The sequence below is a fragment of the Arminella tubonensis genome, from assembly GCF_003240585.1.
GTDB classification, from domain to species: domain Bacteria; phylum Pseudomonadota; class Alphaproteobacteria; order Rhizobiales; family Rhizobiaceae; genus Rhizobium; species Rhizobium tubonense.
The window spans coordinates 1-25,829 of the sequence record NZ_PCDP01000039.1 but is presented as its reverse complement, the minus strand read 5'-3'; the positions used below and the strand labels follow the sequence as shown (position 1 = coordinate 25,829).

Here is a 25,829-nt window from a genome sequence, read left to right as displayed (position 1 = left end):
TGCGGTTGCATTCGACGCTGGCAGTTTGGCCAGCGCCGGATAGTTGGAAGACGCCGCATGAAAAAGAGCGGTGCCGGCAAATGTGTCGGAGCGTTGATCCGGCTTTGGAAGTCGTCTCTCCAAGACCGTCTGCGTTCCCCGGAACTCTGACGGTTCCTTATTAAGTCAATTGTCTTGACTTATTTCTTCTTCAATATTCTAATCAAGTCAAGAGGGAATCTGCATGAACGATGCACGCGAGATCCGAGCCAAAAGCGGCACCAACCACGAAGGCACGAGCGCCCATAATCGCCGCGTGATGATCGACGCCCTGCGGCTGAACGGATCTCTCTCACGCGCAGATCTTTCGCGGGCGACGAAGCTCACCAAGCAGACAGTTTCCAACATCATCGAGGAATTGGAAGGCGATGGGCTGGTCCTGTCGCTCGACGTCGTGCGCAAGGGCAGGGGACAGCCGTCGACGCCCTACAAACTTGTCCCGGACGGCGCTTTCGCGATCGGCCTGCAGATCGACCGTCACGTGACCCGCGCCGCCGCCGTTAATCTCATTGGAAATGTACTGGTACGCGCGGAAGCAAACCTGCCGCCCGGCGGTCCTTCGCGTGGCGCAAAGGTGATCCTCGATCTGATCGAGAGCGTGCGAAAGGAACTGGCTACCCTCAGCGTTCAATCTGAAAAGCGCCTGGTTGGTCTTGGCGTGGCCATGCCGGGTCCGTTCGGCATGGATATTGTCGACGACGACCCATGGATGATGGCGGCCTGGCAGAACTTTCCGCTGCTCGAGACATTGGCGGCCGGCACGGGCCTCGATGTCGGCCTGCAAAACGACGCATCCGCGTCTGCGACCGCGGAGCGCATGGTTGGCGTTGCAAACGGCCTGGACCACGCTGTTTGCCTCTATCTCGGCTACGGCATCGGCGCCGGTCTCATTCTGAATGGAGAACTCTATAACGGCGCGAATGGCAACGCCGGCGAAATCGGCATGGTGCTGACGCCGCCTCGCCACGCCGGGGAGCGGCATCAGGCGCTGGAGCACAGGGCATCTCTGGCTTCGCTCTATCAACATATGGGACTGGATCCTGCCGATCCTGCCTTGCACACGAAACTTGCAGCCGCCGCCCTAAGTTCCGAACCGTCCCTTGCCGGGTGGATTGAACTTGCCGCGGGAGACCTGCGGTGGAGCGTGCAGATTATCGAGACCATCTTCGATCCGGAGACAGTGATCATATGCGGCAGCGCTCCCGAACCGCTGGCGCGACGCCTGATGCAGGCGATGGATCCGCTACTTCCATCAATCGCAGAGCGACGCACCCGCCGGCTGCCGCGCGTACAGCTCGGCATGACGGACCCATGGGCGGTAGCGCTCGGCGCTGCGGCCGAGCCGATCAGCCGTGCTTTCGATCCCCGCTTTTCAGCGATCCTAAAGACCCGCGCGAACGGCTGACGAGCGCCGGGAGCCCTGTCCCGCCTCAGGGACAGGCTCCCGGCAAGGCGGCATCGAAGGTATTCGACCGCATCTCAGACGTATTCGGGCTGGAATCGCATATTATCCTGACCGCGCCGCGATTGCTGTTGCCCTCTGCGCTCGGCGAAACGCTCCCTGTTACCGTCGGATCGACGTTGATCGTTCCGTCGGGCAGGATCGCATCTTTCGATGTGTCTCTATTCTGGTTTATGGCGGAATTGATGCGGCCACCTTTGAAGGTGTTGACGGAATGGGTGGCGTGGGATCCCTCAGCCATAGCTGTCGTGGCCATGCCGATTGCAAGCGCCGAGACTGCGAAAGCTCTCAAGAACATCTGCCTTCTCCTGAGCAAGTGGATGAATGACAGATGAACACATGGCCGCCGCTGAAGTTCCCTGCGCGCCATGGTTTCACGCAATTTTGATGCGCGGCTCGCGACCTTCCGCGCGACACATAAGAGCGGTCAGCCAATCGGCGTTTCCAGCGCCAGCAGGCCCAGAAAGCCGACGAAGAACATGCTGGTTACGAGAGAGCTATCCGGCTTTTGGTGCGCCTCAACCAGCAGTTCCTCGGTCACGAGATAGAGAAGTGCGATCAAAGCGAACGTAAAGCTCGCGGTCAGGTAGAACGGCGGCAGCATATGGACTGGCTCGCCCAGGAGCGCGCCGAGTGGCAGAAGCGCTCCGCCTGCCAGCACCGTCGCAATCACCGCCAGCCGGGACTTCACTACCTCGCGGAGCTCCTCCGTCGCGCTAAGGCCAAGAAACAAGATCTCTGCGGTGAGCGCGATCAGAAGAATGGTGCCCTGTTCTTCTCCGGCCGCGAAACCAATTCCAACGACGACGCCATCGATGAAGAAGTCGATTGCGACGAGAACGACCAGCGACCAGGCTCCCGGGAGGCGTCTTCCAATCGCCTTGACGCCAAGCATTGTGGCCAGACCAAGGAAGCCACCGATCAGGATTGCGCTTGTCGCGCCCGAATGCCGGATCGCGGGGAGAACCTCGGTCGCGGCCGCCGCGAAAACCACCCCTGCCGCAAGGTGCTGGATGCCACTCGTGACAGAAGGACTGAAGGTTCGAACCGTCGCCGCGATTGCTCCAAGCACCAGGGCAGCCCAGGGGATCAACATGAAAAACCAGACGGACACTGCCTTCTCCTTCGAAGCTGTATTGGACGCGCACGGCCTTCATCGGCAGATGCCAAAGAGCGATAAAGACAACTATAGCAAGAAGAATGTAGGGCAGGCTGCCAAAGCTGACAAGCGACCCTCAATGGCGTGCACTCACGCTAGCCCGTCAGCCCGTCGCTGTTGGAGACGGCCAGGGTTGTGAATTTTTAGGGCTCGTATATCGTAAATCACGCATATTGATGGGCGCATGGGCCGATAGTCGCGAGGGGGCGACCGGTCCTGCGTGCAGGGTGGAATTTGGCGTGATTGTGCTCCGGCTGGCAAAGATCGCACTTGTGGCCGCGACTGCGTTTTTCGCGTCGCTGGTGGCATTCGGGAATATCACCGATTACGGCTCAAATTTCGAGTTCGTCAAACATGTCCTCGACATGGACACTATCTTCCCGACGTCGACCATCCGATATCGCGCGCTGACCAGTCCATGGATACACACCTTGGGCTATTGCCTGATCATCGGCGCCGAACTCCTGACCGCGCTTTTGTGCTGGGCTGGCGTCTATGCACTGCTGACAAAATTGGCGGCGAAGGCATCTTCCTTCAACCGCGCCAAGAATTGGGCCATTGGCGGCCTGACATTCGGCTTTCTGACCTGGCAGGTCGGGTTCATGTCGGTCGGCGGGGAATGGTTCGGCATGTGGATGTCGACCGAGTGGAACGGCATAGAAAGTGCCTTCCGGTTTTCGACGACGATCATCGCCGTCTTGATATTCGTGGCCTTGCCCGACAAGGAACCTGAAGAGGCTGTCCGTTGACCCCGATGCTCATGGCGACTTTAGTCTTTCTGTGCCTCTGCGGTGCGATTGCAATCGGCATGGTGTTGCAGGCCCACTTGCCGGATCATCACATAAATACTGATTCCAAGGATGTGATCAGGCTTGCCACAGCTATCGTCGGCACGCTCTCGGCCCTTGCACTTGGCCTGTTGATTGCGTCGGCAAAGACATCCTATGACAATGCCGATAGTGAACTCAGGTCGTCGGCCGCCCGCGTGGTGCTTCTGGACAGGGTCATGGCGCACTACGGCCCGGAAACGGACGAGGCGCGAAGCCAACTTCGCAAACTCGTCGAGAAACGGCTGACACAGGGCTGGACCGCAGCGACGGCCGACGCAATGTCGAACAATTCCGAAGGCGAATTTCAGGACATCGAAGCAGTGCAGACCACACTTCGGGCACTGCAACCAAAGACGGACAGCCAGCGGCAGATCCAAGCCCGGGCCCTTGAAGTCAGCGGCGTCGTTGCGGAAGGCCATTGGCTTTTCGTCGAGACTGCAGATGAGGGGCTTCCCTGGGCTTTCCTCGCCGTCCTCGTGCTCTGGCTCGCCCTGCTGTTTGCAACTTTCGGGCTGCAGGCGCCAACCAACGCGACGGTCGTCTGCATACTGGTGGTGTGTGCGCTGTCCGTTGCCGGCGCGATCTTCCTGATCATGGAAATGGCCAATCCATACCATGGAATTATCCAGATATCGGCCAATCCCCTGCGCTCCGCCCTTGCCCGTCTTGGTCAACCATAGGGCAGCCCTGGTTTCGATAATCGGAAAACGTGTCCTCGATCGCGTTATAGGTCGCGGAAGGTCCTGATGCCAGGCAATGAATGCATGGTCAGCTGCTCCTGGAGATTTTCATGCCTGTACGTTCCATTGCCACGCTTTTGGTGACCGCTCTCTTGGCGTCTGCTGCACAGGCGGCGGATGCCGTCGGCTTCAGGGAGATCGAGCTGCCGGATAAAGTCGGTGACAGGCCACTCCATGTCAGCATGTGGTACCCAACCGAGGACGGCGGCCCGACGATACCTGCCGGTGAAAACCGGGTCTTTTACGGCGTGCCCGCTGTCAAGGAGGCGCCACCGACGCGCAAGCCCCATCCGCTCGTTGTCCTGTCCCACGGCTATGGTGGCAGTTGGAGAAATCTCAGCTGGCTTGCGGGCGAACTGGTGCATCAAGGCTATGTTGTCGCCGCGCCCGACCATCCCGGCACGACGACATTCAACAGAAGCCCCGTCGAGGCGGCCAAGCTCTGGGAGCGAACACACGATCTTAGCCGCGTTATCGATGCTCTGACGACGGATCCGTCCTTGGCGGGCAGCATCCAGCCAACCCGCATTGCTGCAGTCGGCCATTCGCTTGGGGGATGGACAGTTGCCGCGCTTGGCGGTGCACGCTTCAGCACAGAGCAGTTTACGCAAGACTGCAAGACGCACTCAAGCCCGCGCGCCTGCGGATTATCCGGCGAACTGGGCATCGTTCAGGGTAGCGCCACCAAGCTCGACGGCGATCTGCGTGACGCGAGGATCGCGGCGGTGGTGTCGCTCGATCTCGGGCTCGCACGTGGCTTTACGGTGCAGAGCCTGGAGGGAATTCATTTGCCTGTGCTGGTGATCAGCGCCGGCGTCGATATCGGCGATCTGCCGGCAAAACTCGAATCGGGGTATCTCGCAGCCCATCTGCCCGCGGCAACGTCCAGCTATGTCGAGATTCCCGACGCAATACATTTCAGCTTCATGCAGCTTTGCAAGCCGGGAGCTGCTGCCTTGATCGAAGAGGACACACCCGGCGACGGGATCGTCTGCAAGGACGGGGGAACGCGAGGTCGAGAGGCCATCCACCGACAGGTTGCGGATATGATTATCGCGTTCCTTGCGAAGGCGATTTCGCCGCAGTAGACCGTCCTCATGGCATGTTGAGTGGTCACGGCGCCTTAAATCCGCCCGGCCTAAATGGTGCCGGGCGGAAGAGGACCGATCATCGCATCAGGCGGTCGCAAATGGGACGGCGACGAAGGTTTTCGTGCCTGCCCGCTCGACCAGCAGGAGAACGGACTTGCGGCCGGCCTTTCCAGCCTGCGCGACAGCGGTCTGGACGTCCTTGGCGCTCTTTGTCGGCTGCTGGTTCACGGAGACGATGATGTCGCCGGCCTGGATGCCTGCGGAGGCAGCGGGCTTATCCGGGTTGACGCTCGCAACGATCGCGCCCGTCACGCTCTTCGGCAGGTTCAGCGATTGTCTCGCGTCGGGCGTCAGATCCGCCAGGCCGATGCCGATCGATGGCTGGTTTGCCTGGTGGGACTGGCCGTCCTGGCCCTCGGTAGCCGCCTGCTTCTGGTCGGTGTCGTTTCCGCCGACGGTCACACTCAGGTCGACCGTCTTGCCGTCACGCCAAACGGCCAGGCTCTCCTTGGTGCCGGGCGACAGATCGGCCACGACGCGAGACAGGTCCTTCGGCGCCTTGATCGTCTGATCGCCCAGTCCGGTGATGATGTCGCCGGACTTCACGCCCGCATTTGCCGCGGGAGTTCCGTCGCTGACTTCAGCCACGAGCGCACCCTCTGGCCGGGTTAACCCAACCGCATCGGCGATGTCTGACGTCACAGGCTGTATCTGGACGCCGAGATAGCCGTGATCGATCGATCCGTTCTTCTCGAGCTTTGCAACGATCGCCTTTGCCTGATCGGACGGGATGGCAAAGCCGACGCCGACGCTACCGCCGTTCGGCGAGTAGATCGCGGTGTTGATGCCCACGACGTTGCCGCTGTTGTCGACAAGCGGCCCGCCCGAATTGCCGTGATTGATCGGTGCGTCGATCTGGATGAAATCGTCATAGGGGCCGCTGTGCAGATCGCGGCCGCGGGCCGAGACGATGCCGGCCGTGACCGTGGTGCCGATCCCGAATGGATTGCCGATTGCAAGAATCTGGTCGCCAAGCTTCAGCTTGTCGGAATCGCCCCAGGCGATTGTTGCCAGCGGCTTTGGAGACTGAACCTTGATCACCGCAAGATCCGACTTCGCATCAGCTCCAAGCAGTTTTGCAGGCAGCTCGGTTCCATCGTCGAGCGTTACCTTGATCTCGCTGGCGCCGTCGATGACATGGTTGTTCGTGACGATGACGCCATCGGCGCTGATAACAAAGCCGGAGCCGAGCGCCTTGGCGTGCTGCGAAGACCTGCCTTCGGGCGCTTGCTGTGGCATGCGTCCCTGGTTCTGGAAGAACTGGCGGAACTGTTCGTCCAGCGGAGAGTCGCCGTCGTCGGCGGTCGCGCTCGATGCCTTCATCGTTGTGGTAATGGTGACGACGGCCGGCTTGTCGGCGCTGACGACGGACGCGAATGAGCCGTTTGGCGCAACGACGCCTGCGACGGCATCCGGGGCTGCATTGGCCGAAGAGGTGTCGAGAGCGAATGGCAAGGATGCCGCGCCGATGATAAATGCCGCGCCGACAAGCGCGGCCGTGCGATGTCTTTGGAGAATTGATGACATGAGAGTGGTCCCTGGCGAGATGGATCGGATCGACCAAGCGTCCATCTATCTCGCGTGATGGATCAGATCGAGAGTCTTGACTTTCAGCTCACCCGATGGGAGCCGCTGAGGTGTTAAGCTTCGATCTGAGTAATATCCTCGAGCAGTTCTTTGTCACGTTAAATATTAATAATCTAATCCGAGTTATGATGCCATAATTCAGACGAAAATGCCTATGATCTAGGTATAATTAAATAACTTTAACCAAACTTGCCATTTTATTACTTAAATTTAACCCACCACGCGACCTTAGGGCATTTTCAGTTGCACCGGAGACGGTACGGCGACGCGGATCGCCTGCGAATACCCTTCCGTCAGGCCAACCGCCTTGGCGCGTTCATCGATGTGCGACAGCGCTCTCAATTCCGACAGGGGCCGCGTCGTGTCGAGCGCGCCACGGTCATAGGCGTAGTCGGGAAGGTATCCGTTGACGATCAGGCGCCAATCGAACGGAATGGCATCGCCGACCGCCCGGATCATCTTGGCGACGGTCGTGGTGCAGTTCGTGGTGATCGAATTATAGAAGGCGGGCGTGTCTGCTAATGCATTCGCATCGGTGACATATTGAAGAAGCAATAGCCGAGCCGCTTCGGGAGACGCTTTCAGGCGATAGATCTCGACATCCTCGCCACGAATATTCGACCGAACGCCGACGACGTCTCGCTCGTCAGCCGCGATGATGACCAGGGGATTGCTCTTGAAGAGATCCGCAACGGGCGAAAATTCGCCACCCTTGCGGCGGCGGACCTCGACCGACCAGGCGAGCTGGTCGCCGCCATCAAAGCCGAAGCTCAGCATCATATGTGCCATATCAGGTCCTGCCCAATAAGACATGAACAGATCCACGGTCTGAAGCTTGCCGAGGTCATAGGTCCGCGTGGCCCAGCGCTCGGTAAAATCACTGTTGCTCCGCCAGTCGAAATCACGAACGTTGGTCAGTGTCAGCATATCGGCGTCGCGCTTGCCAGTGACCTGTCTGGCGACATCCGGCGCCCAATCGGCCTCGGCAAGCGGCTTGATCGTTCCCCACCACCCAAGTAGCGCGATAAGCGCGATCAGGAATGCGAGGATTGCCCGGAGACGCCAGCGGCTGAAGAGCGCTCCAATGGTGAAGAGGCCAAAAAGGCTGAACAAGCCGGCGGCGACGCCTCTGGTGAGCTCCGGGAGGGGAAGGCGGTACCACAGGGCAAGTGAAGCCCAGGCAGACACAAGGAGAATGGCGAGCCCAAGTGTCATGCTCAGAGCAATCCATGTGAAGCGGCGCAATTCTCTCTCCTATGGGGCAGTTGAATATTCAAGCAGCCGCCCAAAAGCGGCGTTAAGAGATCTGCGCTCTCGCGTGCGCTTCCTCGTGTCTGGATGTGCTCTATAAGCATCAGAATTTACTGAAGATATCAGGTCGTGTCGCAAATGTCGTACCGTGTTTCTGCCCATTTCGAGGTGTCCGTTCAGTGAACGCCGAAATAATCGGCGCACGTCGCGTGAATACTTGCGACATTCCTCACCAAAGCGCGTAGGCTCCATCCTGGACGGGAGACGAGTGCTTGGCATCGCGCCCTGTCCGATGGAAACCTTTCAAAATATGATGGACTTTGCAAATATCGACGACGCGCGGAAACTTGCGCAGGCGATCGTCAACACGATCCATGATCCGCTTCTCGTCCTCGACGGCAACTTTTTCGTGCTGGCCGCCAGCCGTTCCTTTTACCACACATTCAAAGCCGATCCGGAACTCACACGCGGTCGGCTGCTATTTTCGCTCGGTGACGGACAGTGGGATATTCCAGCCTTGCGTCTGCTGCTGGAGACCATCATCCCCACCCATGCCGCCATGGACGGCCTTGAAGTCGAGCATGATTTTCCGCTCATCGGCCGCCGGACGATGCTGCTGAATGCAAGGCAGGTCATATATGATAACGAAATGAGCGCGACTATCCTGCTTGCATTCACTGACGTCACCGCCCGCCGAACCACCCAGCGCGATAGGGACAAACTCCTGGAACGCTCCGAGGAATTGTTGCGACAGAAGGAAATTCTGCTTCAGGAGATGCAGCATCGTGTCGCCAATAGTCTGCAGATCATTGCCAGCATATTGCTATTAAAGGCCCGCATCGTCACCTCGGAGGAAACCCGTCGCGACCTGCAGGACGCGCACCAGCGCCTGATGTCGGTTGCGGAGGTGCAACGACATCTGCATGTCACGCATGGCATAGACCAGATCGACGTCGGTCCCTATCTTTCCAAGCTCTGCGCCAGCTTGTGTACGTCGATGACCGGCAGCGCCCAGCCGATCGAGATCAGCGTCATATGCGAGGATGCCAGGATCAGTTCCGATCACGCTGTCAGCCTCGGACTGATCGTCACGGAACTCACCATCAACGCTATCAAATATGCGTTCCCGAACTTCAAGGCTGACGCCAATGTTCTTATCAGTTACGAAGTTGATGAAAACGACTGGAAGCTTGTCGTCTCCGACAATGGCATCGGAAAGAATGAAGGCCCAGTTGCTGAAGCGGGTGGAGGCTTGGGGACTGCAATCATTCAGGCGCTGGTGAAACAGCTCGGCGCCCAGATCGAGCTGACGAGCAACCGTGCGGGCACCATTATCTCGATCACCCGTGCCACTTTCGTATCGCGAGTTCCGAAGGCGGCGTAGTTCTGCGGACCATCGGCACGTTTAGTTGCAAACAACAGAATAATCGACGGTCCACGGCGCCGTCCGCGGATCGGCGTTCAGTTGCCAGCGCCCGACTGCCCGACGGAACTGAGGTTTTGCCTATATGTTTCGAGGAGCAGCGTCTCGGCGGCATTTGCGGCTGCGGGTCCATCACGCTTGCCGATCGCGATGGCTATCGCCTCGTGCAAGGCGAGTGAATGCTCGAGCCCGCCGAAGGCTTTGAAGGTCTTGGGGATATTGATTGTCAGGGCAGCCCGAATGACAGAGGAAATAGGCAACAGGAACCTGTTGCGAGCCGCGTGAATGATCTTCAGATGAAAATCTATGTCGGCCTCGATTGCCTCATACTGGCTTGCATGCGTGACGGCCATCGCATCGTAGGCCGCGCGAATTTGCCAATGTTCGATGTCGGAGCCTCGCAACGCCGCAAGACTTGCCGCCAGCGGTTCAATTGCCAGTCGTATTTCAAAGAGTTCCTGCGCCAACGCCTCCTGGTCGTCCGCGTCCCCCTGCCATGCGAGCACTGTCGGATCGAGCGTATTCCAGAACTCAGGTGCCCGCACTCTCGTGCCGGCACGTGGCTTGGCGACAATAAAACCCTTGGTCTCGAGAATCTTCAATGCTTCCCGCAACGTCGTTCGACTGACGCGCAGGTTGGAAAGCATGTCGGACTCCTTCGGTAGAATATCGCCGGGCTTCAGCTCGCCGAGCGTGATGCGACGGCCGATCTCGGCGGCGATCTGCGCCGGCAATCCCCGGTCGCCGATGGCAAACGCGTTCATTGCGCCCTTTAAACCGAATATCTCCAAGAATTATCACCTTCCAGCGTTTCTAATAGTATCCCAGCATTTGCTGATATCCTTAGATACCAGGGGTCTGCAACTGCCAAAGATAAATCTGGCGGTAGACGGCTCGCTCAGTGGCACAAGGTGCGCAGTTGGCGTGCATAACGAAGGGTCATTTCGATACCGACCTCGGTTGGGCGAAGTGCGGGAGCCCTGTCAAAGATTGGTATTCCAGCCCGCTCGCCAAAGAGCCTCTTGCCATGGCAAAGCAAATTCTCCAGACCCTGCATCGTGAAAGCAACCGCGGGAAGCATGGCGCGATAGGCGTCCTCAGCTTCGGCTTCCCATCCATCCATGTAGAATTCGTACACGCAAACCGCGTAGTCGATGCGGCCCGGGGCCATAATGGGGCCTTTGCAACCGGCGCGCAAATTGTCCAAGGCCAAATTATCACAACTGGTTTTGTCATCATATGGTCGGCGTTAAAGTGATCAAGTTGCATCGGCGGGAGGCCGAAGTGGTACGACCGAGGTCCGAGGCAGGGGCAGAGTTTGGGGCGGAGATCGCGGTTCTCAGCATCCTGCGGTTGGTTTTTTCAAAATCGGATTGTTCGTTAAACTGCGTTTTCTTTAATCTACTGATTTACTAGATTATACCTGTCATCATCGCCTGGCTTTTCCTCTCAGGCGGCGAGGTGAGACATGGTTGCTCAGATCATCCGTGTTGCTGACAGGATCGACTGATGGTTTCGACGCTCATCATTCCAGGCTTGAACGGATCGAATGACGGCCATTGGCAGCGGTTCTGGGCTCGCGAAGATCCGACAAGCCATATCGTGCAGCAGGAGAGCTGGACCTATCCGCGCCAGGCAGACTGGCTGAACAACCTGGAAATCGAACTCGAGAAGGCGGGGGAGGCATTCCTGGTCGCACACAGCCTCGGTTGTCTTCTTACCGCCCAGCTCGCTGGCCGTCCAGCTGCAAGAAGGGTCAAGGGCGCACTCCTTGTCGCGCCGTGCGATCTGTGGGCAACGGAAAAGCTGCACCCCGGGGTAATGGATTTCCACGAAATGCCGCAAGAGCCGCTGCCGTTCCCGACGCTTACGGTCGGCAGCCTCAACGATCCCTATATGCCGCTCGATCTGTTGATGACATATGGGCACGTCTGGAAAAGCGAGGTTCAAAATCTCGGGCTCGCCGGGCATATCAACATCGCAAGCGGCTACGGCAGGTGGGCGGGTGGTTACGCGCTTCTCGACAGGCTCAAGGCCAAGGTCGGAAGCCGCACCAAAAGATATCTTCCCGCATAGTGGCGAGCTGGCATATTCGGCGCGGGAAAAACTTCCGCCGGAATAGGCTCCAACGAGCACAGCCTGCTCCCAACGCCGCCCCTGATAGAATACTAATTTTGTAGACTATATTGAGTATTTTAATCTCTCTGTCAAAATGGACCTCCCGAAGAAGGAGCCTGCCAATGGTCAATGAGCTCAGACAGTTAATCACGAACTCGGTGCTCTTTCGTTTCTCGGCTGTGGCGGAACCCTTTCCACGGTCGCACGACTACTCCGACAGTATGGGTCGATCAAATGGCCGCGACGAAGAGCGGTTCCGTTCCCTGATCGAAGACGAGGCCTTCTATTGGCAGCCGACGCCGCTGTCCTGGTATTAGGAGGTTTCTATGGCCTATTTAACCTTCCTGTCCGTTAGCCAACAAGATGCTCGCCCGGCCCTGCTGCCGCTGCTGCGGAGCTTTGTTGAGGTCGCGTCGGTGGTTTTTGCCTTCGGTTTTGTGTTCGCGTTCGTGATTGGGGTTCTGTGAACTCAATCGCAGTTTCATCCGTGGCGCGCCGCCTTCAGTCGCCCACGTCAGGCTGGCGCCTCTTCAATGATAACCGTCGGGGAACAGTCCATGCATTCGAATGAGGCATCGATGAGTTCCTGTGCATGTCTGATGGGACTTCGTGTCCTTGGCACGGCTTCATCTCATTGCATTTCTCCCTCATGGCACCGCGGGTTAAAGACAGGACATGTTGAGCCAGATGCTTGTCTCCATCCGTGGGAACCACTCCGAGCGATGTCATGGCGACAACCTCAAGAACTCTTATCCGTCCCTCGATAGCTCCCATCGAAGGGATTGCGTTGCAGGCGCCATCACCGTCGCCGTCGCGTTTCGCGTTGCTCCCTTGGTTGAGATTAGATGCAACTAATGGGCGTCACAATGGCTCATCTCAATATTAAATTGTGTTGAGATCGAACAGCGCAACAGACGATGCGAATGTACCTTGAGGCGGACGGCCCTACGCTGGTGCGATGAACTTTCCTCCGTCTTTTCATTGGCTTTGCACCCCGGCTATGTCAGAAGGTCTCACGACTTCAATCGTGAAAAAGGGATTTGCGGCTCCTGTGACGATCGGCCTGGCACATGCAGAATTGATTGGGGTGCTCATCGCGGTGACGGGAGATCGACCGCGCGTCATGACGGTCCGTCACGGCGAAGCTCTGCCCTCAGGCCCCTTCGAGATGGGCCACCGGACGCTGCAGGCAGGCCTTAGGGAGTGGGTTCGGGAGCAGACCGCGCATCCCGTGGGCTATCTGGAGCAGCTTTATACCTTCGCGGATCGCGACCGCAACAACGAGATTCTCGGCGGCAGGACGATCTCAATCAGTTATCTGGGACTGGTCCGCGAACAGGGCGGCCCTGGTTCCGGCTGGCACGACTGGTATGAGTATTTGCCCTGGGAGGATCATCGCCAGGGCGTTCCCGACGCCATAGCCATCATCGCCAATCGGCTAAAGGTCTGGGCGGAACAGGATGCCGCGCGGCGCGAATCCCGCCTTCGCAGGGCAGCACTTGCCTTTGGGCTGGATGGGAATCCCTGGAATGAGGACCTAGTCCTGCAGCGCTACGAGTTGCTGTACGAGGCCGAGCAGGTTGTCGAGGCCGGAGGTTCGAAGGATATCAATCTCGGGCGGCAGATGTTCGCCGATCATCGCCGTATTCTCGCAACCGGCATCGCCAGGCTGCGCGCCAAGATCAAATATCGACCGGTTGTTTTCGAGCTCATGCCGGAGTTTTTCACCTTGCTGGCCCTGCAACGCACGGTCGAGGCTCTCGCTGGATTGAAGCTCCACAAGCAGAATTTCCGCCGGCTGATTGAACAGCAGGAGCTGGTCGAGGAGACCGGGGGCGTGGAAAGCGAAACCGGTGGCCGTCCAGCCAAGCTTTTCCGCTTCCGGCATGCGGTTCTGGAAGAACGCGCGCTCGTCGGCACAAAATTGCCTCTTTCACGCGATTGACAATATGCTCAAATTGAGAATATCTTCGCCGCTATGATATACTCAATGTGAGTATAAGTGAATGGAGATATGGTCATGCTGTCTGCGTCTTCTCTCTACGAGCGCGTGAGCCGGGTCGTTCCGAAGGCAGAATGGTTGACGTTCGAGGACGACGTCGAGGCCATCATCGATCTCAAGCGCCGACGCAACGCCGTCGTCCTCGCGCACAACTATCAGACACCGGAGATATTTCATTGCGTCGCCGACATCGTCGGCGACAGTCTGGCGCTCGCCCGCAAGGCGGTGGAGGTCGATGCCGAGGTTATCGTTCTGGCCGGCGTGCATTTCATGGCCGAAACCGCCAAGCTCCTTAACCCGGCAAAGACCGTCCTTATTCCGGATATGAGGGCAGGTTGTTCGCTCGCCGATTCCATCACGCCGGATGACATCGCGCTGTTGCGCCAGGCGCATCCGGGCGTGCCCGTCATCACCTATGTCAACACCTCGGCGGCAGTGAAGGCCGCATCCGACATTTGCTGCACGTCCGGCAACGCCAAACAAGTGGTGGAGTCGCTTGGCGTTCCGCGCGTCCTGATGATCCCCGATGAATATCTGGCGCGCAATGTCGCGCGCGAGACCGAGGTCGAGGTCATAGCCTGGCATGGCCACTGCGAGGTGCACGAACTGTTTACGGCCGAAGACGTGCGCCAGCTGCGGGAGAATTACCCTGGCGTGACGATCCTGGCGCATCCGGAATGTCCGCCCGACGTTGTGGCGGAGGCCGATTTTGCCGGGTCGACTGCGGTCATGTCGGACTATGTGGCGACGAAGCGCCCGGCGCGCGTCGTGCTGCTTACCGAATGCTCGATGAGCGACAATGTAGCAGTGCACTACCCCGACATCGAATTCGTACGGCCCTGCAATCTCTGCCCGCACATGAAGCGCATCAGTCTGTCCAATATTCGCACGGCGCTGGAAGAAAACCGGCACGAGGTCACCATCGATCCGGCCATCGCGGTTGCCGCCCGTCGTGCGGTCGAAAGGATGCTGGCGGTATGACAGAAATCCTCCACGCACTTTCCGGCCGGGTGGCCGTCGTCGGCAGCGGTCTCGCCGGCTTGATGACGGCGCTCGCGCTGGCACCCGAACCGGTTGTTCTCCTCACCCGATCGGGAATAGGGGCCGGCACCTCGACTGCCTGGGCGCAAGGCGGCATTGCAGCAAGCCTTGGCGCTGATGACAGTGCCGACCTTCATCTCGCCGATACGCTCGCGGCAGGTGACGGTCTCTGCGACGCCGATGTTGCAGCCGGGATTGTCGGGGAAGCGGTGCGCGCCATCGCTAAGCTTGAAACCATGGGTGTGCTGTTCGACAGACGTGCGGACGGGAAACTGGCGCTTGGACTGGAGGCGGCCCACCGGCGCCACCGCATCGTTCATGCAGGAGGCGACGGCTCGGGTGCCGAAATCGTCCGCGCGCTCAGCGAAACCGTAACATCAACTCCGTCCGTTACCGTGTTGGAAGGTTTCGATGTTCGCCGGCTCCTGACGCGGGGCGGCACGATTGCGGGTTTGCTCTGCGCGACGCCGAGAGGCGCGGCGATCCTTCCGACGACCAGAGTCGTTCTTGCAACCGGTGGCATCGGCGGACTGTATGACGCGACGACCAATCCCACTGCGAATTACGGGCAAGGGATAGCGCTTGCGGCTCGAGCCGGCGCCAAGCTTGCGGATATGGAATTCGTCCAGTTCCATCCGACCGCCCTCGATTCAAGGCAGCGGCCGCTCGCGCTCGTCAGCGAGGCGGTGAGAGGCGAGGGAGCGACACTGCTGAACGGGCGAAACGAGCGGTTCATGGCCGGCGTTCCGGGCGCCGAGCTTGCGCCGCGAGACGTGGTGGCGCGGGCGATCAGCGCCGAGATCGCCCGCGGCGGGCGTGTCTATCTCGATGCACGGACAGCCATCGGAGCCCGCTTCGCCTCGCGTTTTCCGGGGATCGAAGCACTTTGCAGGAAAGTGGGGGTAGATGCCGCGGTAGAGCTCATTCCCGTGCGGCCAGCCGCACACTACCATATGGGCGGCATCGCAACCGATAGCGTGGGGCGGAGCTCGGTTCGCGGTCTCTGGGTTGCCGGCGAGGCCGGTTCGACGGGGCTGCATGGTGCAAATCGCCTTGCCAGCAATTCCCTTCTTGAAGCGGCCGTGATGGGCTTGCGCGTCGCGGGGGATATCGGCCGTTCTTCGCTCGATCCGCAATCATGCCCGGAAAGTAAGCCGTTGCCGCCAGCCGGAGACGCTTCTGTCGTTCGGCCGATCATGTCCCGATATCTCGGCGTCCTGCGCAATGGGGACGGCCTCGATGACGCGATTTCCTTGCTGCTGCCGATGGCGGAAGGCAAGGGCGCCGCATCCGATCCGGCGCTCGTAGGCCTGCTGGTCGCGACGTTTGCCAAGCTCCGTCAGGAATCGCGTGGAGCGCATGCCAGAACCGATTTTACTGAGAAACTCGCCGTAGCCCGACGGCAAATACTGACCGCGCGCGCGGTGGTGGACATCGCCCGGTCCCTCTCGCCACATACTCTTGCCAGGAGCGCCTGACATGACACTCACCCCTCTCAATCGCCTGATCGTCGAGCCGATCGTCCGCGCGGCACTTCTGGAAGATCTCGGGCTTGCCGGAGACATAACCTCAGCAGCGCTTATTCCGAGGGATCATCGGTCGGTCGTCGTCCTAGCCGCCCGGCAGGCTGGCGTCGTTGCCGGTCTCGATGCGGCGCAACTGGCCTTTGAGCTCGTTGATCCGACAATCGTCGTGGATCGGCATGTCCGGGATGGATCAGCCGTCCGTCCCGGCGATGTCATCGCCACCGCTCGGGGACCTTCGCGTGGCGTAATCACCGCCGAGCGTACAGCATTGAATTTCCTCAGCCATTTATCAGGGATAGCATCCGCGACGGCCGGCATCGTCGACGCTGTAAAGGGGACGGGTGCTGCGATTGCCTGCACGCGAAAGACCACACCGGGGATGCGCGCATTGGAGAAATACGCCGTTCGTGCCGGAGGTGGGGTCAATCACCGCTTCGCGCTCTACGACGCAGTGCTCATCAAGGACAATCATATTGCCATCGCCGGCGGGGTCAGGGAGGCGATCCGCCGCGCACGCGAGGGCAGCGGCCATATGGTCAAGATCGAGGTCGAGGTGGACACGCTCGAGCAGCTTGGCGAAGCAATGGCAATGGGCATCGATGCGGTGCTTCTGGACAATATGACACCCGATATGCTTAGAGAAGCCGTCGGCATCGTCGCGGGCCGCGCAATAACGGAAGCTTCGGGCGGGATCACGCCTTCGACAGTGGCCGCGATCGCGGCAACCGGCGTCGATCTCATCTCTATCGGCTGGATCACCCATAGCGCGCCAATCCTCGATATCGGGCTGGATTTTCTGAACGAGGTCGCGGCTCAGGCTCCGGGAACCGGGCGAGCCGAAGCCAAGGGCTGGTGAACCCCTCAACCTTCTCTTCCCAGACGGTTTCCACGCTTGTCAGCTGCGTTGCGATGCGCCAATTTGCGTCTCAGTCAACCACGGAAGAGACGCAATGACGAACAGCACCAATCTGACGCCCGGCGAGGAAACGCTACTCCGGCAATCCTTCGAGGTCGCTGCCCGGGCCCATCGCAACGGCAATCATCCGTTTGGAGCCATCCTTGTCGGCCCCGATGGAACGGTGCTGATGGAACAAGAAAATGCCTATAATCCGCTGCATGACATGACCGGTCACGCAGAGCGCGTGCTGATGACGCGGGCCTCGCAGCAATACGAGCCGGGTTTCCTGAAGGACTGCACGATCTATATTTCCGCCGAACCATGCGCCATGTGCGCCGGTGCAATCTACTGGGCCGGCGTCGGTCGCGTCGTCTATGCGATGAGCGAAAGCCAGTTGAAGGACATCACCGGCAACCATCCGGAAAACCCAACGCTGGACCTGGCCTGCCGCGTCGTTTTCGAAGCAGGTCAGCGCAAGGTCGAGGTCATTGGTCCGGTGCTTTCCGAAGAAGCGGCAGCCCTGCACGTCGGGGTCTGGTAAGGCGGCTAGGCGGCCGTCCCTTCCGCCAGTTCCTCGAGGATGGGACAGTCGGGACGGTCGTTGCCGTGGCAGGCATGGACCAGATGCTCAAGCGTGTGCTTGAGTTCTGTCAACTCACGGATCTTGCGGTCGATCTCCGTGAGCTTGGAGGAGGCAATCTCCCTCACATCTGCGCTGGCCCGGCGCTTGTCCTCGTAGAGCGCCAGCAATTGCCGGCATTCCTCGACCGAAAAGCCTAGACCCCGCGAGCGCTGGAGAAAGCGCAGCTTGTGCACATCCTTGGCTCCGTAGTCACGATAGCCGTTGCCTCCACGATCGGTACGTATCAGGCCGATCTCCTCATAATAGCGGATGGTTTTGGCGGGCAGGCCGGACCGATCAGAGGCTTCGCCGATATTCATCGTCTTCTCCTATAGCTTCTCAAACCGCAGTCGCAACGCGTTGGCAATGACGGAGACTGAGGAAAGGCTCATTGCAGCCGCTGCAATCATCGGTGAAAGCAACAAGCCGAATACCGGGTAGAGGAGGCCCGCCGCAAGCGGAATGCCCAGCGCATTATAGCCAAATGCGAAGCCGAGGTTCTGCTTGATGTTGCGGATCGTCGCTTCGGACAGACGACGCGCGCGCAGAATGCCGTTGAGATCGCCCTTGACCAAGGTGATACCGGCACTTTCCATCGCAACGTCCGCGCCCGTTCCCATGGCAATGCCGACATCGGCGGCCGCAAGGGCAGGCGCATCATTGACGCCGTCACCGGTCATAGCGACGATGGCGCCTGCCTGCCGCAGTTCCTCGATCAGCGTCTTCTTGCCTTCCGGCAGCACGTCGGCGCGAACCTCATCGATGCCGAGGCTCCTTGCAACGGCCTGCGCCGTCACGGCATTGTCGCCTGTTGCCATGATGATCCTGATGCCGCTTCGGCGTAGTGCCGCGATCACCGCCTTCGTCGTCGGCTTGATCCGATCCGCGACGGCGACGATACCGGCGAGCTTTCCGTCGATGCCGACAAACATCACCGTTTTGCCGTCGCCGCGAAGCCGCGCGATATCTTCCTTCATCGGATCGATGTCGATCCCGAGATCAGCCATCATGGCAGCATTGCCAAGCGCAACCGCGGCATCTCGGGTCTGACCGAGAACGCCCTTGCCGGTTTTGGCCTCGAAGCCCGAGATATCTTGGAAATCGATGCCGCGAACCTTGGCGCCGGTAACGATCGCCTCGGCAAGCGGATGCTCGGAGCCCCGCTCCAGACTGGCGGCAAGCGACAGCATCTGGCCCTCATCGACGCCTGCTGCCGGCAGTACATCCGTCAAGGCCGGCTTGCCCTCGGTCAGCGTCCCGGTCTTGTCGACCACCAGCGTATCGACGTTGGCAAAGCGCTCCAGCGCCCGGGCCTCCCGGATCAGTACGCCTTCCTGCGCCCCACGACCGGTCGCGATCATGATGGACATCGGCGTGGCAAGCCCAAGAGCACATGGGCAGGCAATAATAAGCACCGCGACGGCGGCAAGCAGCCCATTTGCAAGCTGCGGCTGCGGTCCGACCAAGGCCCATAGGGCGAAAGTGGCAATCGCGATTGCGATAACCGCGGGCACGAAAACGGCCGAGACGCGATCCGCCATGCCCTGGATCGGCGCGCGGGAGCGCTGTGCCTTGGCGACCATGTCGACGATCCGCGACAGCATCGTATCGGCCCCGACTTTTTCAGCGACCATGATCATCGCGCCGTTGCGGTTGATCGTGCCGCCGATGAGTGCAGCACCCGGCGCCTTGTCGACCGGCAGGGGTTCGCCCGAAATCATCGATTCATCGACGGCCGACAGACCCTCGATAACCGAACCGTCGACCGGGACCCGCTCTCCGGGCCGCACCCTCAATCGATCGCCGACCATGACCGCATCGACCGGCACGTCGATCTCATTGCCATTCGCCTCGATACGACGCGTGGTCTTAGGAACAAGGTCGAGCAGCGCGCGGATTGCCGATCCTGTACGCTCGCGTGCCTTGAGTTCAAGCACCTGGCCGACAAAGATCAGCGCGACGATCACTGCCGCGGCTTCGAAATAGACGGGTACGGCGTCGCCATGGGCGCGAAAACCCATGGGGAACAATCCGGGAAGCAGGGTCGCAATGAGGCTGTAGAGATAGGCAACGCCGACGCCGACGCCTATCAGCGTCCACATGTTCGGGCTTCGGTTGACGACCGAATTCCAGGCCCGGCGGAAAAACGGTCGTGCCGCCCAAAGTACCACCGGCGTTGCCAAGAGGAGTTCGATCCAGGTGGCGAGAGGTTCGCCGATCCAGGAGCGCAGCGGCATGCCCAGCATCGGTCCCATGCTGAGGATCAACAGGCAAACGGCAAGACCCGCACTGACCCAGAGCCGGCGTGTGAAGTCGACGAGTTCGGGGTTTGGCCCTTCGTCGGCGGCGGGAATGCCCATCGGCTCCAACGCCATGCCGCATTTCGGGCAATCGCCAGGGTGGTCGCTTATAATTTCGGGGTGCATCGGGCAGGTATATTGCGTGCCCTTCGGCAAGGCGATGGGAACCGGCTGGTCGCCAGCGCGATAGGCCGCTGGATCTGCTTCGAATTCGGCCTGGCAGCCGGCCGAGCAGAAATAGAATTTCTCGCCTTCAACACGCAGAAAATGAGCCGTGGACGACCGGTCTACGTCCATGCCGCAGACGGGGTCTTTGGCGGTCAGATAGTCGCCTGGTTTCGCCTCGAACTTGGCATGGCAGCTCTTCGAGCAGAAGTGATAGACGCGCCCGTCATAGTTCAGCGACTTGCCTGCGTTGGGATCGACAGTCATGCCGCAAACGGGATCGCGCACCACGGCTGCAAGGCGAGGCGTTCGTTCATGGTGATGGGCGTGTTCGTCATGCAGTGTCATTGGAACTCCACGGGGCATCAAGGCCCCCATCCAACGCTTATCAACCTTCCAGCGACTAGAAGGTCAAGAACAAAATTGTGACCGCTGATCGCGACAAGCGCACGGGATTTCTCTTGATCAGGCGAGTGAAGTCATCTTCGAAGACGATCCGTCACGCGCCCAGTGATTGGTGAGTTCAGGCACCGCTCGAAATCGACGCCGCGCGCAGCTCCCGATAGGAAGCCACCAAGGAGCCAAGCGTGAAGGCTCGGTTCCGCCCACTCGGGTTCGGCAATAGCCAGACTTTTGCGCCGGCGAAAGTCTCTTGCTGTTCACCCCAGTGCGGATGTCTCTGCCGCGAAATAGCGGCAAACCCATCCTTGCCGAGAAAAGCTACCCACTTCGGAGAGAATTCCTGTATCTTTTCCTCAAGTAGATGCGAGGAGTCAGAAAATTCCTTGATGGCTATATCCGTTGCTCCGGGAGTGGCACGTTCGACCAGAGTGGTCAGCCCGCATCCATACGAAAGCAGGCTGCGATCCTCATCAGGTCGAAGTTGTTTAGGCGTAAAGCCGGAGAGATACAGCGTCTGCCAAAACCGATTATTCTGACCATCGAAGTGATGACCCACTTTAACAGCTCGCATGCCAGGGTTCAGGCCGCAAAACAACACCGACAGGCCGGGCGAAAGAATATCGGCGAGCAAGCGGTCCGAATCTGAAATCGGCAGAGCTGGTTGCATTTGGCCCTTTGCGGCTTCTCTGTCAGTCGGCAAATGCTCGATCCATCAAATCGAACTCGCCGTTTGGGCATCCATTGGCATCAACGTGACAGTAACTGGGTTATCGTCAGTGGCAATTATTATCACGCATAAAAAACGGACATATTTGACCCAATTGCTGCCGTTTGCTGAGTTGGGCTGGAGCGCCCAGGCCGTCATCGTGATCGCCAAAATGGCGTCAGAATCTTGTCCGGCATTGCCCTTTGAATGTCTGTTTTTTAACTTCTATTTAGATTACGGCCAATCCAGTATGGTCTATACTGGCTCGTTCGAGTGGCTGAGATTGTTGTGTTTTGCCTAGGCTTGGCGCGATCAGTGCAGAATCTCGGCGCCTTCAAAAACAAGAGGTGCAGTGATGCGTATAGCCATTCTTGCCATTCCCGGAGTGCAAATGCTGGATTTGGCTGGCCCGATGGATGTGTTTTCTGAGGCCGCCACGTTGATGCGGGATGAATCCGCCTATTCTCTCAAGATCGTCGGACTATCCATGGGACCAGTGACGGCTCTCAACGGCACGCGGTTTCTCCCGGATATGTCGATTGAGGAATCTCTTGAAGGTTTCGATACGCTTCTGATTGCAGGTAGCCCCGGCATAAGGAAGTTCGAGGATCATCGCGAATTGGTCCAATGGATAGTTCGGGAGTCGCATCACGTGCGACGCCTGGGCTCGATTTGCACGGGTGCGTTTCTCCTTGGGAAAGCCGGATTGTTAAACGGCCGGCGCGCAACAACGCACTGGAACTCCACCTCCCGGCTTGCGGAAATGTTTCCAAAGGTGAAGCTGGAGCCAAATACCATATTCGTCAAAGACGGACCCGTTTATACAAGCGCTGGCGTTACTGCGAGCATGGATCTGGCCCTTGCCCTTGTCGAGGAAGACTTCGGACGCAGCGTCGCGTTACGGGTCGCGAAGGAACTTATCCTGTTCCTGAAGCGGCCCGGTGGCCAATCTCAGTTCAGCGTGCATCTTGAAGCCCAGGTGGCGGAGATTGGTCCGATCCGCGATATCAACGAGTGGATCATTGACAATATTTCTGAGGATTTGTCTGTCGAGACACTCGCGGCGCGCCTCGGCATGAGTAGCCGGAATTTTGCGCGGCAATTCAAGCGGGAAACGGGAATGACGCCTGGCGACTATGTGGAGACGACAAGGGTTGAAGCAGCCCGCAGAATGCTTGAGGAAAGTGATACGCCTCTAAAGAGGGTTGCGAGCATGTGCGGGTTTTCAGATCAAAGTGGTCTCCGCCGTGCGTTCATGCGCCGTATCAACGTTACGCCAGTCGAGTATCGCCAACGCTTTCGTCCTGCGGAGACGACCGTTGCCACATTCACGCGTGCCGCAAGCCACGAACCTGATCGATCGAGAACAGCTCAATAGAGCCGTGATCTAACTTCCGTTCAAAGAGCGTCACCCTTGCTCATGGCAATAACCGGCGGAGGTTGGCCTTCTGCGCTATGGGGATCGTCGCTGACGACGAAGACTTCGCGTGCCGAAATCATCTTTGCGAGCTGAGCTCTGATTTGGGCAAGAACTTGCGGCGACCCCGACGTCACGATCGTTATGCGGCTCGTCAGCGCGCCGCGATCCGTTGCCGCGACGGCTAAGCTTTCAATGTTGTAGCCACGCGCCGAGAACAGCCCGACTACTCGATGCAATACGCCGGGCTCGTTATCGACGATGACAGCAAAACTGGCACGCCGCACTCCACCAGGAGCCGCGGCGTCGCCTGTCGACTTGATCCCAGTCTCGACAGCACTATTCACAAGGAAACCTCAAAATAAGTCGCGTGGTGACTGGCAATGCTAAAGAACGTTCCGTCATACGAGGGCACGCCCCGCACCGGTAATCACCGAGCCGATATTCTCCGCATCATCGGACAGGATCATCTCATTATGGGGCTTTCCTGAGGGGATCATCGGGAAGCAATTTTCACTCTTCTCGACACGGCAATCAAAGATGACTGGCCCGGGCGTATTGATCATTTCCAGGATCTTTTCATCCAACTCGTCGGGGGTCTCGGCACGAATGCCGACTGCCCCGTAAGCCTTTGCAAGCATAACGAAATCCGGCAGGCTTTCCGAATAGGAGTGACTGTACCGCTCGTCGTGCAACAGCTCCTGCCATTGCCGGATCATCCCCATGTATTCGTTGTTGAGGATGAAGATCTTGATCGGCAGTTTGTATTGCGCCGCGGTCGACATCTCCTGCATGTTCATCAGGACGGAGGCCTCGCCGGCAATGTCAATGACGAGACTGTTTGGATGTGCCAATTGAACGCCAATCGCTGCTGGCAACCCATACCCCATCGTGCCCAGTCCTCCGGATGTCATCCAGCGGTTCGGTTCGTTCAGATGAAAGAACTGGGCCGCCCACATCTGATGCTGGCCTACCTCCGTGGTCACATAGACATCCCGTTCACTCGTGAGGGCTCGCAATCTTTCCAGAGCGTATTGCGGTTTGATGACCGTAGAAGAATTCTTGTACCCAAAACCTTTGCGCGATCTCCAGATGTTGATCTGGTGCCACCAAGGCGCAAGCATTCCATTCTCGCCGTTCTGCGCCTGATGAGGCCATGCAGCGATCAGATCCTCCAAGACGGAAGCGGCATCTCCAATGATTCCGACATCGACCGCGATTGTCTTGCCGATCGAAGATGGATCAATATCAATATGGATCTTCTTGGAACCCGGCGAAAACGCATCGAGGCGACCGGTGACCCGATCGTCGAAGCGAGCGCCTATGCAGAGCATGACGTCGCAGTCGTGCATCGCATGGTTGGCTTCGTACGCGCCGTGCATTCCAGGCATTCCCAGCCATTTGGGATCGGAGGCGGGAAAAGCTCCAAGACCCATGAGCGTGGACGTGACGGGTGCCCCAACCAGCGCTGCGAAATCTCTCAGTAGGGCGCTCGCCCTGAGGCCGGAGTTGATGATGCCTCCGCCCGTATAAAGGATGGGGCGGCGCGCTTCTGACAACAACCTGACCGCTTCTGCGATGCTGGACGGGTCGCCCTTGATCTGTGGTTCGTAGACGTGAAAAGGGGGAGAATTCTGCAGACCGGTATAGTGACCACGTGCAACTTGTATATCCTTCGGGATATCGATAACGACCGGCCCCGGTCTGCCGGTTGTCGCTATTCGAAAGGCTTCATGCATGACACGAGGGAGGTCCTCGATTGTCTTGACGAGGTAACTATGCTTGGTGCAGGACCGAGTGATGCCGATGGTGTCGGCTTCTTGAAATGCATCCGTGCCAATCAGATGCGTGGGCACCTGACCGGTGATAACGATCATCGGAATTGAATCCATCAGTGCGTCGACGATCCCGGTTACAGTATTGGTTGCCCCCGGCCCACTCGTAACGAGAACGACACCGGGCTTGCCGCTGGAGCGTGCATATCCTTCAGCCGCATGAGCACCTCCTTGTTCGTGGCGAACGAGAATATGGCGCAAGCGAGGTTCCTCGATCAAAGCATCGTAAATAGGCAGAACAGCGCCGCCGGGATACCCGAAGAGAGTATCGACACCTTGATCGACCAATGCACGGACGACCATTTCCGCGCCGGTCATCTCCTCGAATGTTGTCGGGGAAGCGGTCGAAGGTATGTGACGGGATTCCATGGATCTCTCCAGCTGTTGCGGCTCGAGCCACCGGGCTCGTTCAGGTCTTGGCCAATATATAGTGGGGGCCTTGCTCGTCCGAAATTGGAATGTTATTGAAAAAACGGACAAAGATACCGCAATTGCAGCCAGTTTCGGCATCAAGGCAAGCGGTCCTATCGTGCTGCACGAACAGGCAGGAGATGGGCCATGGCCGCATTCCTTGAACGCCGGAATTCTGAATAGAGGATGGCCAAAGGCTGCCTAGTCAGCAGTCTTCGCTGCGAGCAGCGCATCTTTGAGAACGATCGAATGCGTGTATTCGGTCGCTCTACTGGCCGACAAGAGCGTCAAGACTGGATAGCGATCGGCCAGGGCCGACAACTTCGAAAAGCCTTCGCTTCCGGCCAGTTCGGCATTGTACCTTTGCCTGAATTCGTCCCACTTTTGAGGGTCGTGATCAAACCACTTGCGAAGCTACGTGCTCGGGGCAGCGTCCTTGATCCACACATCGAAGTTCGCCTCCGACTTGCGAAGACCGCGGGGCCACAGCCTGTCGACAAGGATCCGGTAGCCGTCTTCGGCACCTTTCTCATCGTATGTCCGCTTGAGTTTGATTATCATCTTTTATACCTGCAACGACGCCGGGGGATCCGGACGACACGGAAAGGTCATACCTAATACCAACGAGCGCTAATCAAAACCGGTGCGCCCAGTCACGCATTCCAATCGACATGATCTTCCACGGCTGAGCGACCAGCTTATTCCATGCGTCGCAGCAATGGGCGACGATGTCCTCGTAATCTT

At 58.8% G+C, this 25,829-nt stretch carries 26 protein-coding genes and 1 pseudogene; 15 read left to right on the top strand and 12 right to left on the bottom strand.

Features of this window, described 5'->3' with window-relative positions; all coding sequences use genetic code 11:
- The first annotated feature begins 223 nt into the window (after window positions 1-223).
- The gene (locus CPY51_RS19885; RefSeq protein ID WP_111161975.1) at window positions 224-1,444 is read left to right on the top strand and encodes an ROK family transcriptional regulator; all 1,221 of its coding nucleotides are present in this window, start codon (window positions 224-226) and stop codon (window positions 1,442-1,444) included.
- A 25-nt stretch (window positions 1,445-1,469) separates the two neighbouring features.
- Here the strand turns inward: CPY51_RS19885 and CPY51_RS19880 are convergent, their stop codons facing one another.
- Window positions 1,470-1,799, bottom strand: a complete 330-nt coding sequence (locus CPY51_RS19880; protein WP_111161974.1) for a hypothetical protein — start codon at window positions 1,797-1,799, stop codon at window positions 1,470-1,472.
- Between the two features lie 129 nt (window positions 1,800-1,928).
- Entirely contained in the window at window positions 1,929-2,615 is a 687-nt protein-coding gene (locus CPY51_RS19875; protein WP_244598731.1) for a ZIP family metal transporter, read from the bottom strand.
- A gap of 284 nt (window positions 2,616-2,899) precedes the next feature.
- On the opposite strand from CPY51_RS19875, the gene CPY51_RS19870 reads away from it, so the two are divergent.
- The 3 genes from CPY51_RS19870 (at window position 2,900) to CPY51_RS19860 (ending at window position 5,318) form a co-directional block, all read left to right on the top strand.
- Window positions 2,900-3,409, top strand: coding sequence for a DUF2165 family protein (locus tag CPY51_RS19870; RefSeq protein ID WP_111161973.1), 510 nt, complete (start codon window positions 2,900-2,902; stop codon window positions 3,407-3,409).
- A gap of 5 nt (window positions 3,410-3,414) precedes the next feature.
- A complete protein-coding gene (locus tag CPY51_RS19865) occupies window positions 3,415-4,170 on the top strand; it encodes a bestrophin-like domain (protein WP_420820724.1) in 756 nt (251 codons plus the stop codon).
- Window positions 4,171-4,280: 110 nt separating this feature from the next.
- Window positions 4,281-5,318, top strand: a complete 1,038-nt coding sequence (locus tag CPY51_RS19860) for an alpha/beta hydrolase family protein (protein ID WP_111162059.1) — start codon at window positions 4,281-4,283, stop codon at window positions 5,316-5,318.
- 87 nt (window positions 5,319-5,405) lie between these two features.
- On the opposite strand, the gene CPY51_RS19855 is transcribed toward CPY51_RS19860, so the two are convergent.
- Both CPY51_RS19855 and CPY51_RS19850 read right to left on the bottom strand, forming a co-directional pair.
- The gene (locus CPY51_RS19855; protein WP_111162058.1) at window positions 5,406-6,908 is read right to left on the bottom strand and encodes a DegQ family serine endoprotease; all 1,503 of its coding nucleotides are present in this window, start codon (window positions 6,906-6,908) and stop codon (window positions 5,406-5,408) included.
- Between the two features lie 288 nt (window positions 6,909-7,196).
- A complete protein-coding gene (locus CPY51_RS19850; RefSeq protein WP_111162057.1) occupies window positions 7,197-8,183 on the bottom strand; it encodes an Lnb N-terminal periplasmic domain-containing protein in 987 nt (328 codons plus the stop codon).
- Window positions 8,184-8,529: 346 nt separating this feature from the next.
- Here CPY51_RS19850 and CPY51_RS19845 point away from each other — a divergent pair, with 346 nt between their 5' ends.
- Window positions 8,530-9,603 (top strand): sensor histidine kinase, encoded by a 1,074-nt coding sequence (locus CPY51_RS19845; RefSeq protein ID WP_111162056.1) that lies wholly within the window; start codon window positions 8,530-8,532, stop codon window positions 9,601-9,603.
- Window positions 9,604-9,680: 77 nt separating this feature from the next.
- Here CPY51_RS19845 and CPY51_RS19840 read toward each other — a convergent pair whose 3' ends face one another.
- Together CPY51_RS19840 and CPY51_RS19835 are read right to left on the bottom strand one after the other, a co-directional pair.
- Window positions 9,681-10,406 (bottom strand): FadR/GntR family transcriptional regulator, encoded by a 726-nt coding sequence (locus CPY51_RS19840; protein ID WP_111161972.1) that lies wholly within the window; start codon window positions 10,404-10,406, stop codon window positions 9,681-9,683.
- A gap of 134 nt (window positions 10,407-10,540) precedes the next feature.
- Complete coding sequence (locus CPY51_RS19835; RefSeq protein WP_111161971.1) at window positions 10,541-10,813, bottom strand: hypothetical protein; 273 nt, start codon at window positions 10,811-10,813, stop codon at window positions 10,541-10,543.
- A gap of 338 nt (window positions 10,814-11,151) precedes the next feature.
- On the opposite strand from CPY51_RS19835, the gene CPY51_RS19830 reads away from it, so the two are divergent.
- The 8 genes from CPY51_RS19830 to CPY51_RS19795 all read left to right on the top strand — a co-directional run bounded on the left by CPY51_RS19830 (window position 11,152) and on the right by CPY51_RS19795 (window position 17,768).
- Window positions 11,152-11,718: an alpha/beta hydrolase gene (locus tag CPY51_RS19830; protein ID WP_111161970.1), complete on the top strand. Its 567-nt coding sequence runs from the start codon at window positions 11,152-11,154 to the stop codon at window positions 11,716-11,718.
- 164 nt (window positions 11,719-11,882) lie between these two features.
- On the top strand, window positions 11,883-12,077 hold the full coding sequence (locus CPY51_RS19825) for a hypothetical protein (RefSeq protein ID WP_111161969.1): 195 nt from the start codon (window positions 11,883-11,885) through the stop codon (window positions 12,075-12,077).
- 9 nt (window positions 12,078-12,086) lie between these two features.
- Window positions 12,087-12,227: a hypothetical protein gene (locus CPY51_RS32535; protein ID WP_154677735.1), complete on the top strand. Its 141-nt coding sequence runs from the start codon at window positions 12,087-12,089 to the stop codon at window positions 12,225-12,227.
- A gap of 584 nt (window positions 12,228-12,811) precedes the next feature.
- Window positions 12,812-13,705: an NUDIX hydrolase gene (locus CPY51_RS19815; RefSeq protein WP_111162055.1), complete on the top strand. Its 894-nt coding sequence runs from the start codon at window positions 12,812-12,814 to the stop codon at window positions 13,703-13,705.
- A 75-nt stretch (window positions 13,706-13,780) separates the two neighbouring features.
- On the top strand, window positions 13,781-14,743 hold the full coding sequence (gene nadA / locus CPY51_RS19810; protein ID WP_244598730.1) for a quinolinate synthase NadA: 963 nt from the start codon (window positions 13,781-13,783) through the stop codon (window positions 14,741-14,743).
- The gene (locus tag CPY51_RS19805) at window positions 14,740-16,281 is read left to right on the top strand and encodes an L-aspartate oxidase (RefSeq protein WP_111161967.1); all 1,542 of its coding nucleotides are present in this window, start codon (window positions 14,740-14,742) and stop codon (window positions 16,279-16,281) included. The genes nadA and CPY51_RS19805 overlap by 4 nt, the downstream gene beginning before the upstream one ends.
- Window position 16,282: 1 nt before the next feature.
- A complete protein-coding gene (nadC, locus tag CPY51_RS19800) occupies window positions 16,283-17,185 on the top strand; it encodes a carboxylating nicotinate-nucleotide diphosphorylase (RefSeq protein ID WP_111161966.1) in 903 nt (300 codons plus the stop codon).
- 94 nt (window positions 17,186-17,279) lie between these two features.
- Window positions 17,280-17,768 carry a nucleoside deaminase gene (locus CPY51_RS19795; RefSeq protein ID WP_111161965.1) on the top strand — a complete coding sequence of 163 codons (489 nt, stop codon included), beginning with the start codon at window positions 17,280-17,282 and terminating at the stop codon, window positions 17,766-17,768.
- A 5-nt stretch (window positions 17,769-17,773) separates the two neighbouring features.
- On the opposite strand, the gene cueR is transcribed toward CPY51_RS19795, so the two are convergent.
- From cueR to mug, 3 genes are all read right to left on the bottom strand, one after another.
- Window positions 17,774-18,169 (bottom strand): Cu(I)-responsive transcriptional regulator, encoded by a 396-nt coding sequence (cueR, locus tag CPY51_RS19790; RefSeq protein WP_111161964.1) that lies wholly within the window; start codon window positions 18,167-18,169, stop codon window positions 17,774-17,776.
- A gap of 9 nt (window positions 18,170-18,178) precedes the next feature.
- Window positions 18,179-20,662 carry a heavy metal translocating P-type ATPase gene (locus CPY51_RS19785; protein WP_111161963.1) on the bottom strand — a complete coding sequence of 828 codons (2,484 nt, stop codon included), beginning with the start codon at window positions 20,660-20,662 and terminating at the stop codon, window positions 18,179-18,181.
- A 175-nt stretch (window positions 20,663-20,837) separates the two neighbouring features.
- A complete protein-coding gene (gene mug / locus CPY51_RS19780; protein WP_111161962.1) occupies window positions 20,838-21,383 on the bottom strand; it encodes a G/U mismatch-specific DNA glycosylase in 546 nt (181 codons plus the stop codon).
- A gap of 109 nt (window positions 21,384-21,492) precedes the next feature.
- On the opposite strand from mug, the gene CPY51_RS32325 reads away from it, so the two are divergent.
- Both CPY51_RS32325 and CPY51_RS19775 read left to right on the top strand, forming a co-directional pair.
- Window positions 21,493-21,723 (top strand): hypothetical protein, encoded by a 231-nt coding sequence (locus CPY51_RS32325; protein ID WP_146260147.1) that lies wholly within the window; start codon window positions 21,493-21,495, stop codon window positions 21,721-21,723.
- A 54-nt stretch (window positions 21,724-21,777) separates the two neighbouring features.
- Window positions 21,778-22,800, top strand: a complete 1,023-nt coding sequence (locus tag CPY51_RS19775; RefSeq protein WP_111161961.1) for a GlxA family transcriptional regulator — start codon at window positions 21,778-21,780, stop codon at window positions 22,798-22,800.
- Between the two features lie 20 nt (window positions 22,801-22,820).
- On the opposite strand, the gene ilvN is transcribed toward CPY51_RS19775, so the two are convergent.
- From ilvN to CPY51_RS19760, 3 genes and pseudogenes are all read right to left on the bottom strand, one after another.
- Window positions 22,821-23,186: an acetolactate synthase small subunit gene (gene ilvN / locus CPY51_RS19770; protein ID WP_111161960.1), complete on the bottom strand. Its 366-nt coding sequence runs from the start codon at window positions 23,184-23,186 to the stop codon at window positions 22,821-22,823.
- 54 nt (window positions 23,187-23,240) lie between these two features.
- Complete coding sequence (locus CPY51_RS19765; protein ID WP_195909575.1) at window positions 23,241-25,043, bottom strand: acetolactate synthase 3 large subunit; 1,803 nt, start codon at window positions 25,041-25,043, stop codon at window positions 23,241-23,243.
- 243 nt (window positions 25,044-25,286) lie between these two features.
- Window positions 25,287-25,646: pseudogene (locus CPY51_RS19760) on the bottom strand (DUF488 domain-containing protein).
- Window positions 25,647-25,829 lie beyond the last annotated feature (183 nt).

Bases quoted from the DNA above. Each gene is read 5' to 3' on its own strand.
- CPY51_RS19885 (WP_111161975.1), top strand. From the start codon at position 224: ATGAACGATGCACGCGAGATCCGAGCCAAAAGCGGCACCAACCACGAA.
- CPY51_RS19880 (WP_111161974.1), bottom strand. From the start codon at position 1,799: ATGTTCTTGAGAGCTTTCGCAGTCTCGGCGCTTGCAATCGGCATGGCC.
- CPY51_RS19865 (WP_420820724.1), top strand. From the start codon at position 3,415: ATGCTCATGGCGACTTTAGTCTTTCTGTGCCTCTGCGGTGCGATTGCA.
- CPY51_RS19860 (WP_111162059.1), top strand. From the start codon at position 4,281: ATGCCTGTACGTTCCATTGCCACGCTTTTGGTGACCGCTCTCTTGGCG.
- CPY51_RS19855 (WP_111162058.1), bottom strand. From the start codon at position 6,908: ATGTCATCAATTCTCCAAAGACATCGCACGGCCGCGCTTGTCGGCGCG.
- CPY51_RS19850 (WP_111162057.1), bottom strand. From the start codon at position 8,183: ATGACACTTGGGCTCGCCATTCTCCTTGTGTCTGCCTGGGCTTCACTT.
- CPY51_RS19845 (WP_111162056.1), top strand. From the start codon at position 8,530: ATGATGGACTTTGCAAATATCGACGACGCGCGGAAACTTGCGCAGGCG.
- CPY51_RS19840 (WP_111161972.1), bottom strand. From the start codon at position 10,406: ATGAACGCGTTTGCCATCGGCGACCGGGGATTGCCGGCGCAGATCGCC.
- CPY51_RS19835 (WP_111161971.1), bottom strand. From the start codon at position 10,813: ATGGCCCCGGGCCGCATCGACTACGCGGTTTGCGTGTACGAATTCTAC.
- CPY51_RS19830 (WP_111161970.1), top strand. From the start codon at position 11,152: ATGGTTTCGACGCTCATCATTCCAGGCTTGAACGGATCGAATGACGGC.
- CPY51_RS19825 (WP_111161969.1), top strand. From the start codon at position 11,883: ATGGTCAATGAGCTCAGACAGTTAATCACGAACTCGGTGCTCTTTCGT.
- CPY51_RS32535 (WP_154677735.1), top strand. From the start codon at position 12,087: ATGGCCTATTTAACCTTCCTGTCCGTTAGCCAACAAGATGCTCGCCCG.
- nadA (WP_244598730.1), top strand. From the start codon at position 13,781: ATGCTGTCTGCGTCTTCTCTCTACGAGCGCGTGAGCCGGGTCGTTCCG.
- CPY51_RS19805 (WP_111161967.1), top strand. From the start codon at position 14,740: ATGACAGAAATCCTCCACGCACTTTCCGGCCGGGTGGCCGTCGTCGGC.
- nadC (WP_111161966.1), top strand. From the start codon at position 16,283: ATGACACTCACCCCTCTCAATCGCCTGATCGTCGAGCCGATCGTCCGC.
- CPY51_RS19795 (WP_111161965.1), top strand. From the start codon at position 17,280: ATGACGAACAGCACCAATCTGACGCCCGGCGAGGAAACGCTACTCCGG.
- cueR (WP_111161964.1), bottom strand. From the start codon at position 18,169: ATGAATATCGGCGAAGCCTCTGATCGGTCCGGCCTGCCCGCCAAAACC.
- CPY51_RS19785 (WP_111161963.1), bottom strand. From the start codon at position 20,662: ATGACACTGCATGACGAACACGCCCATCACCATGAACGAACGCCTCGC.
- mug (WP_111161962.1), bottom strand. From the start codon at position 21,383: ATGCAACCAGCTCTGCCGATTTCAGATTCGGACCGCTTGCTCGCCGAT.
- CPY51_RS19775 (WP_111161961.1), top strand. From the start codon at position 21,778: ATGCGTATAGCCATTCTTGCCATTCCCGGAGTGCAAATGCTGGATTTG.
- CPY51_RS19765 (WP_195909575.1), bottom strand. From the start codon at position 25,043: ATGGAATCCCGTCACATACCTTCGACCGCTTCCCCGACAACATTCGAG.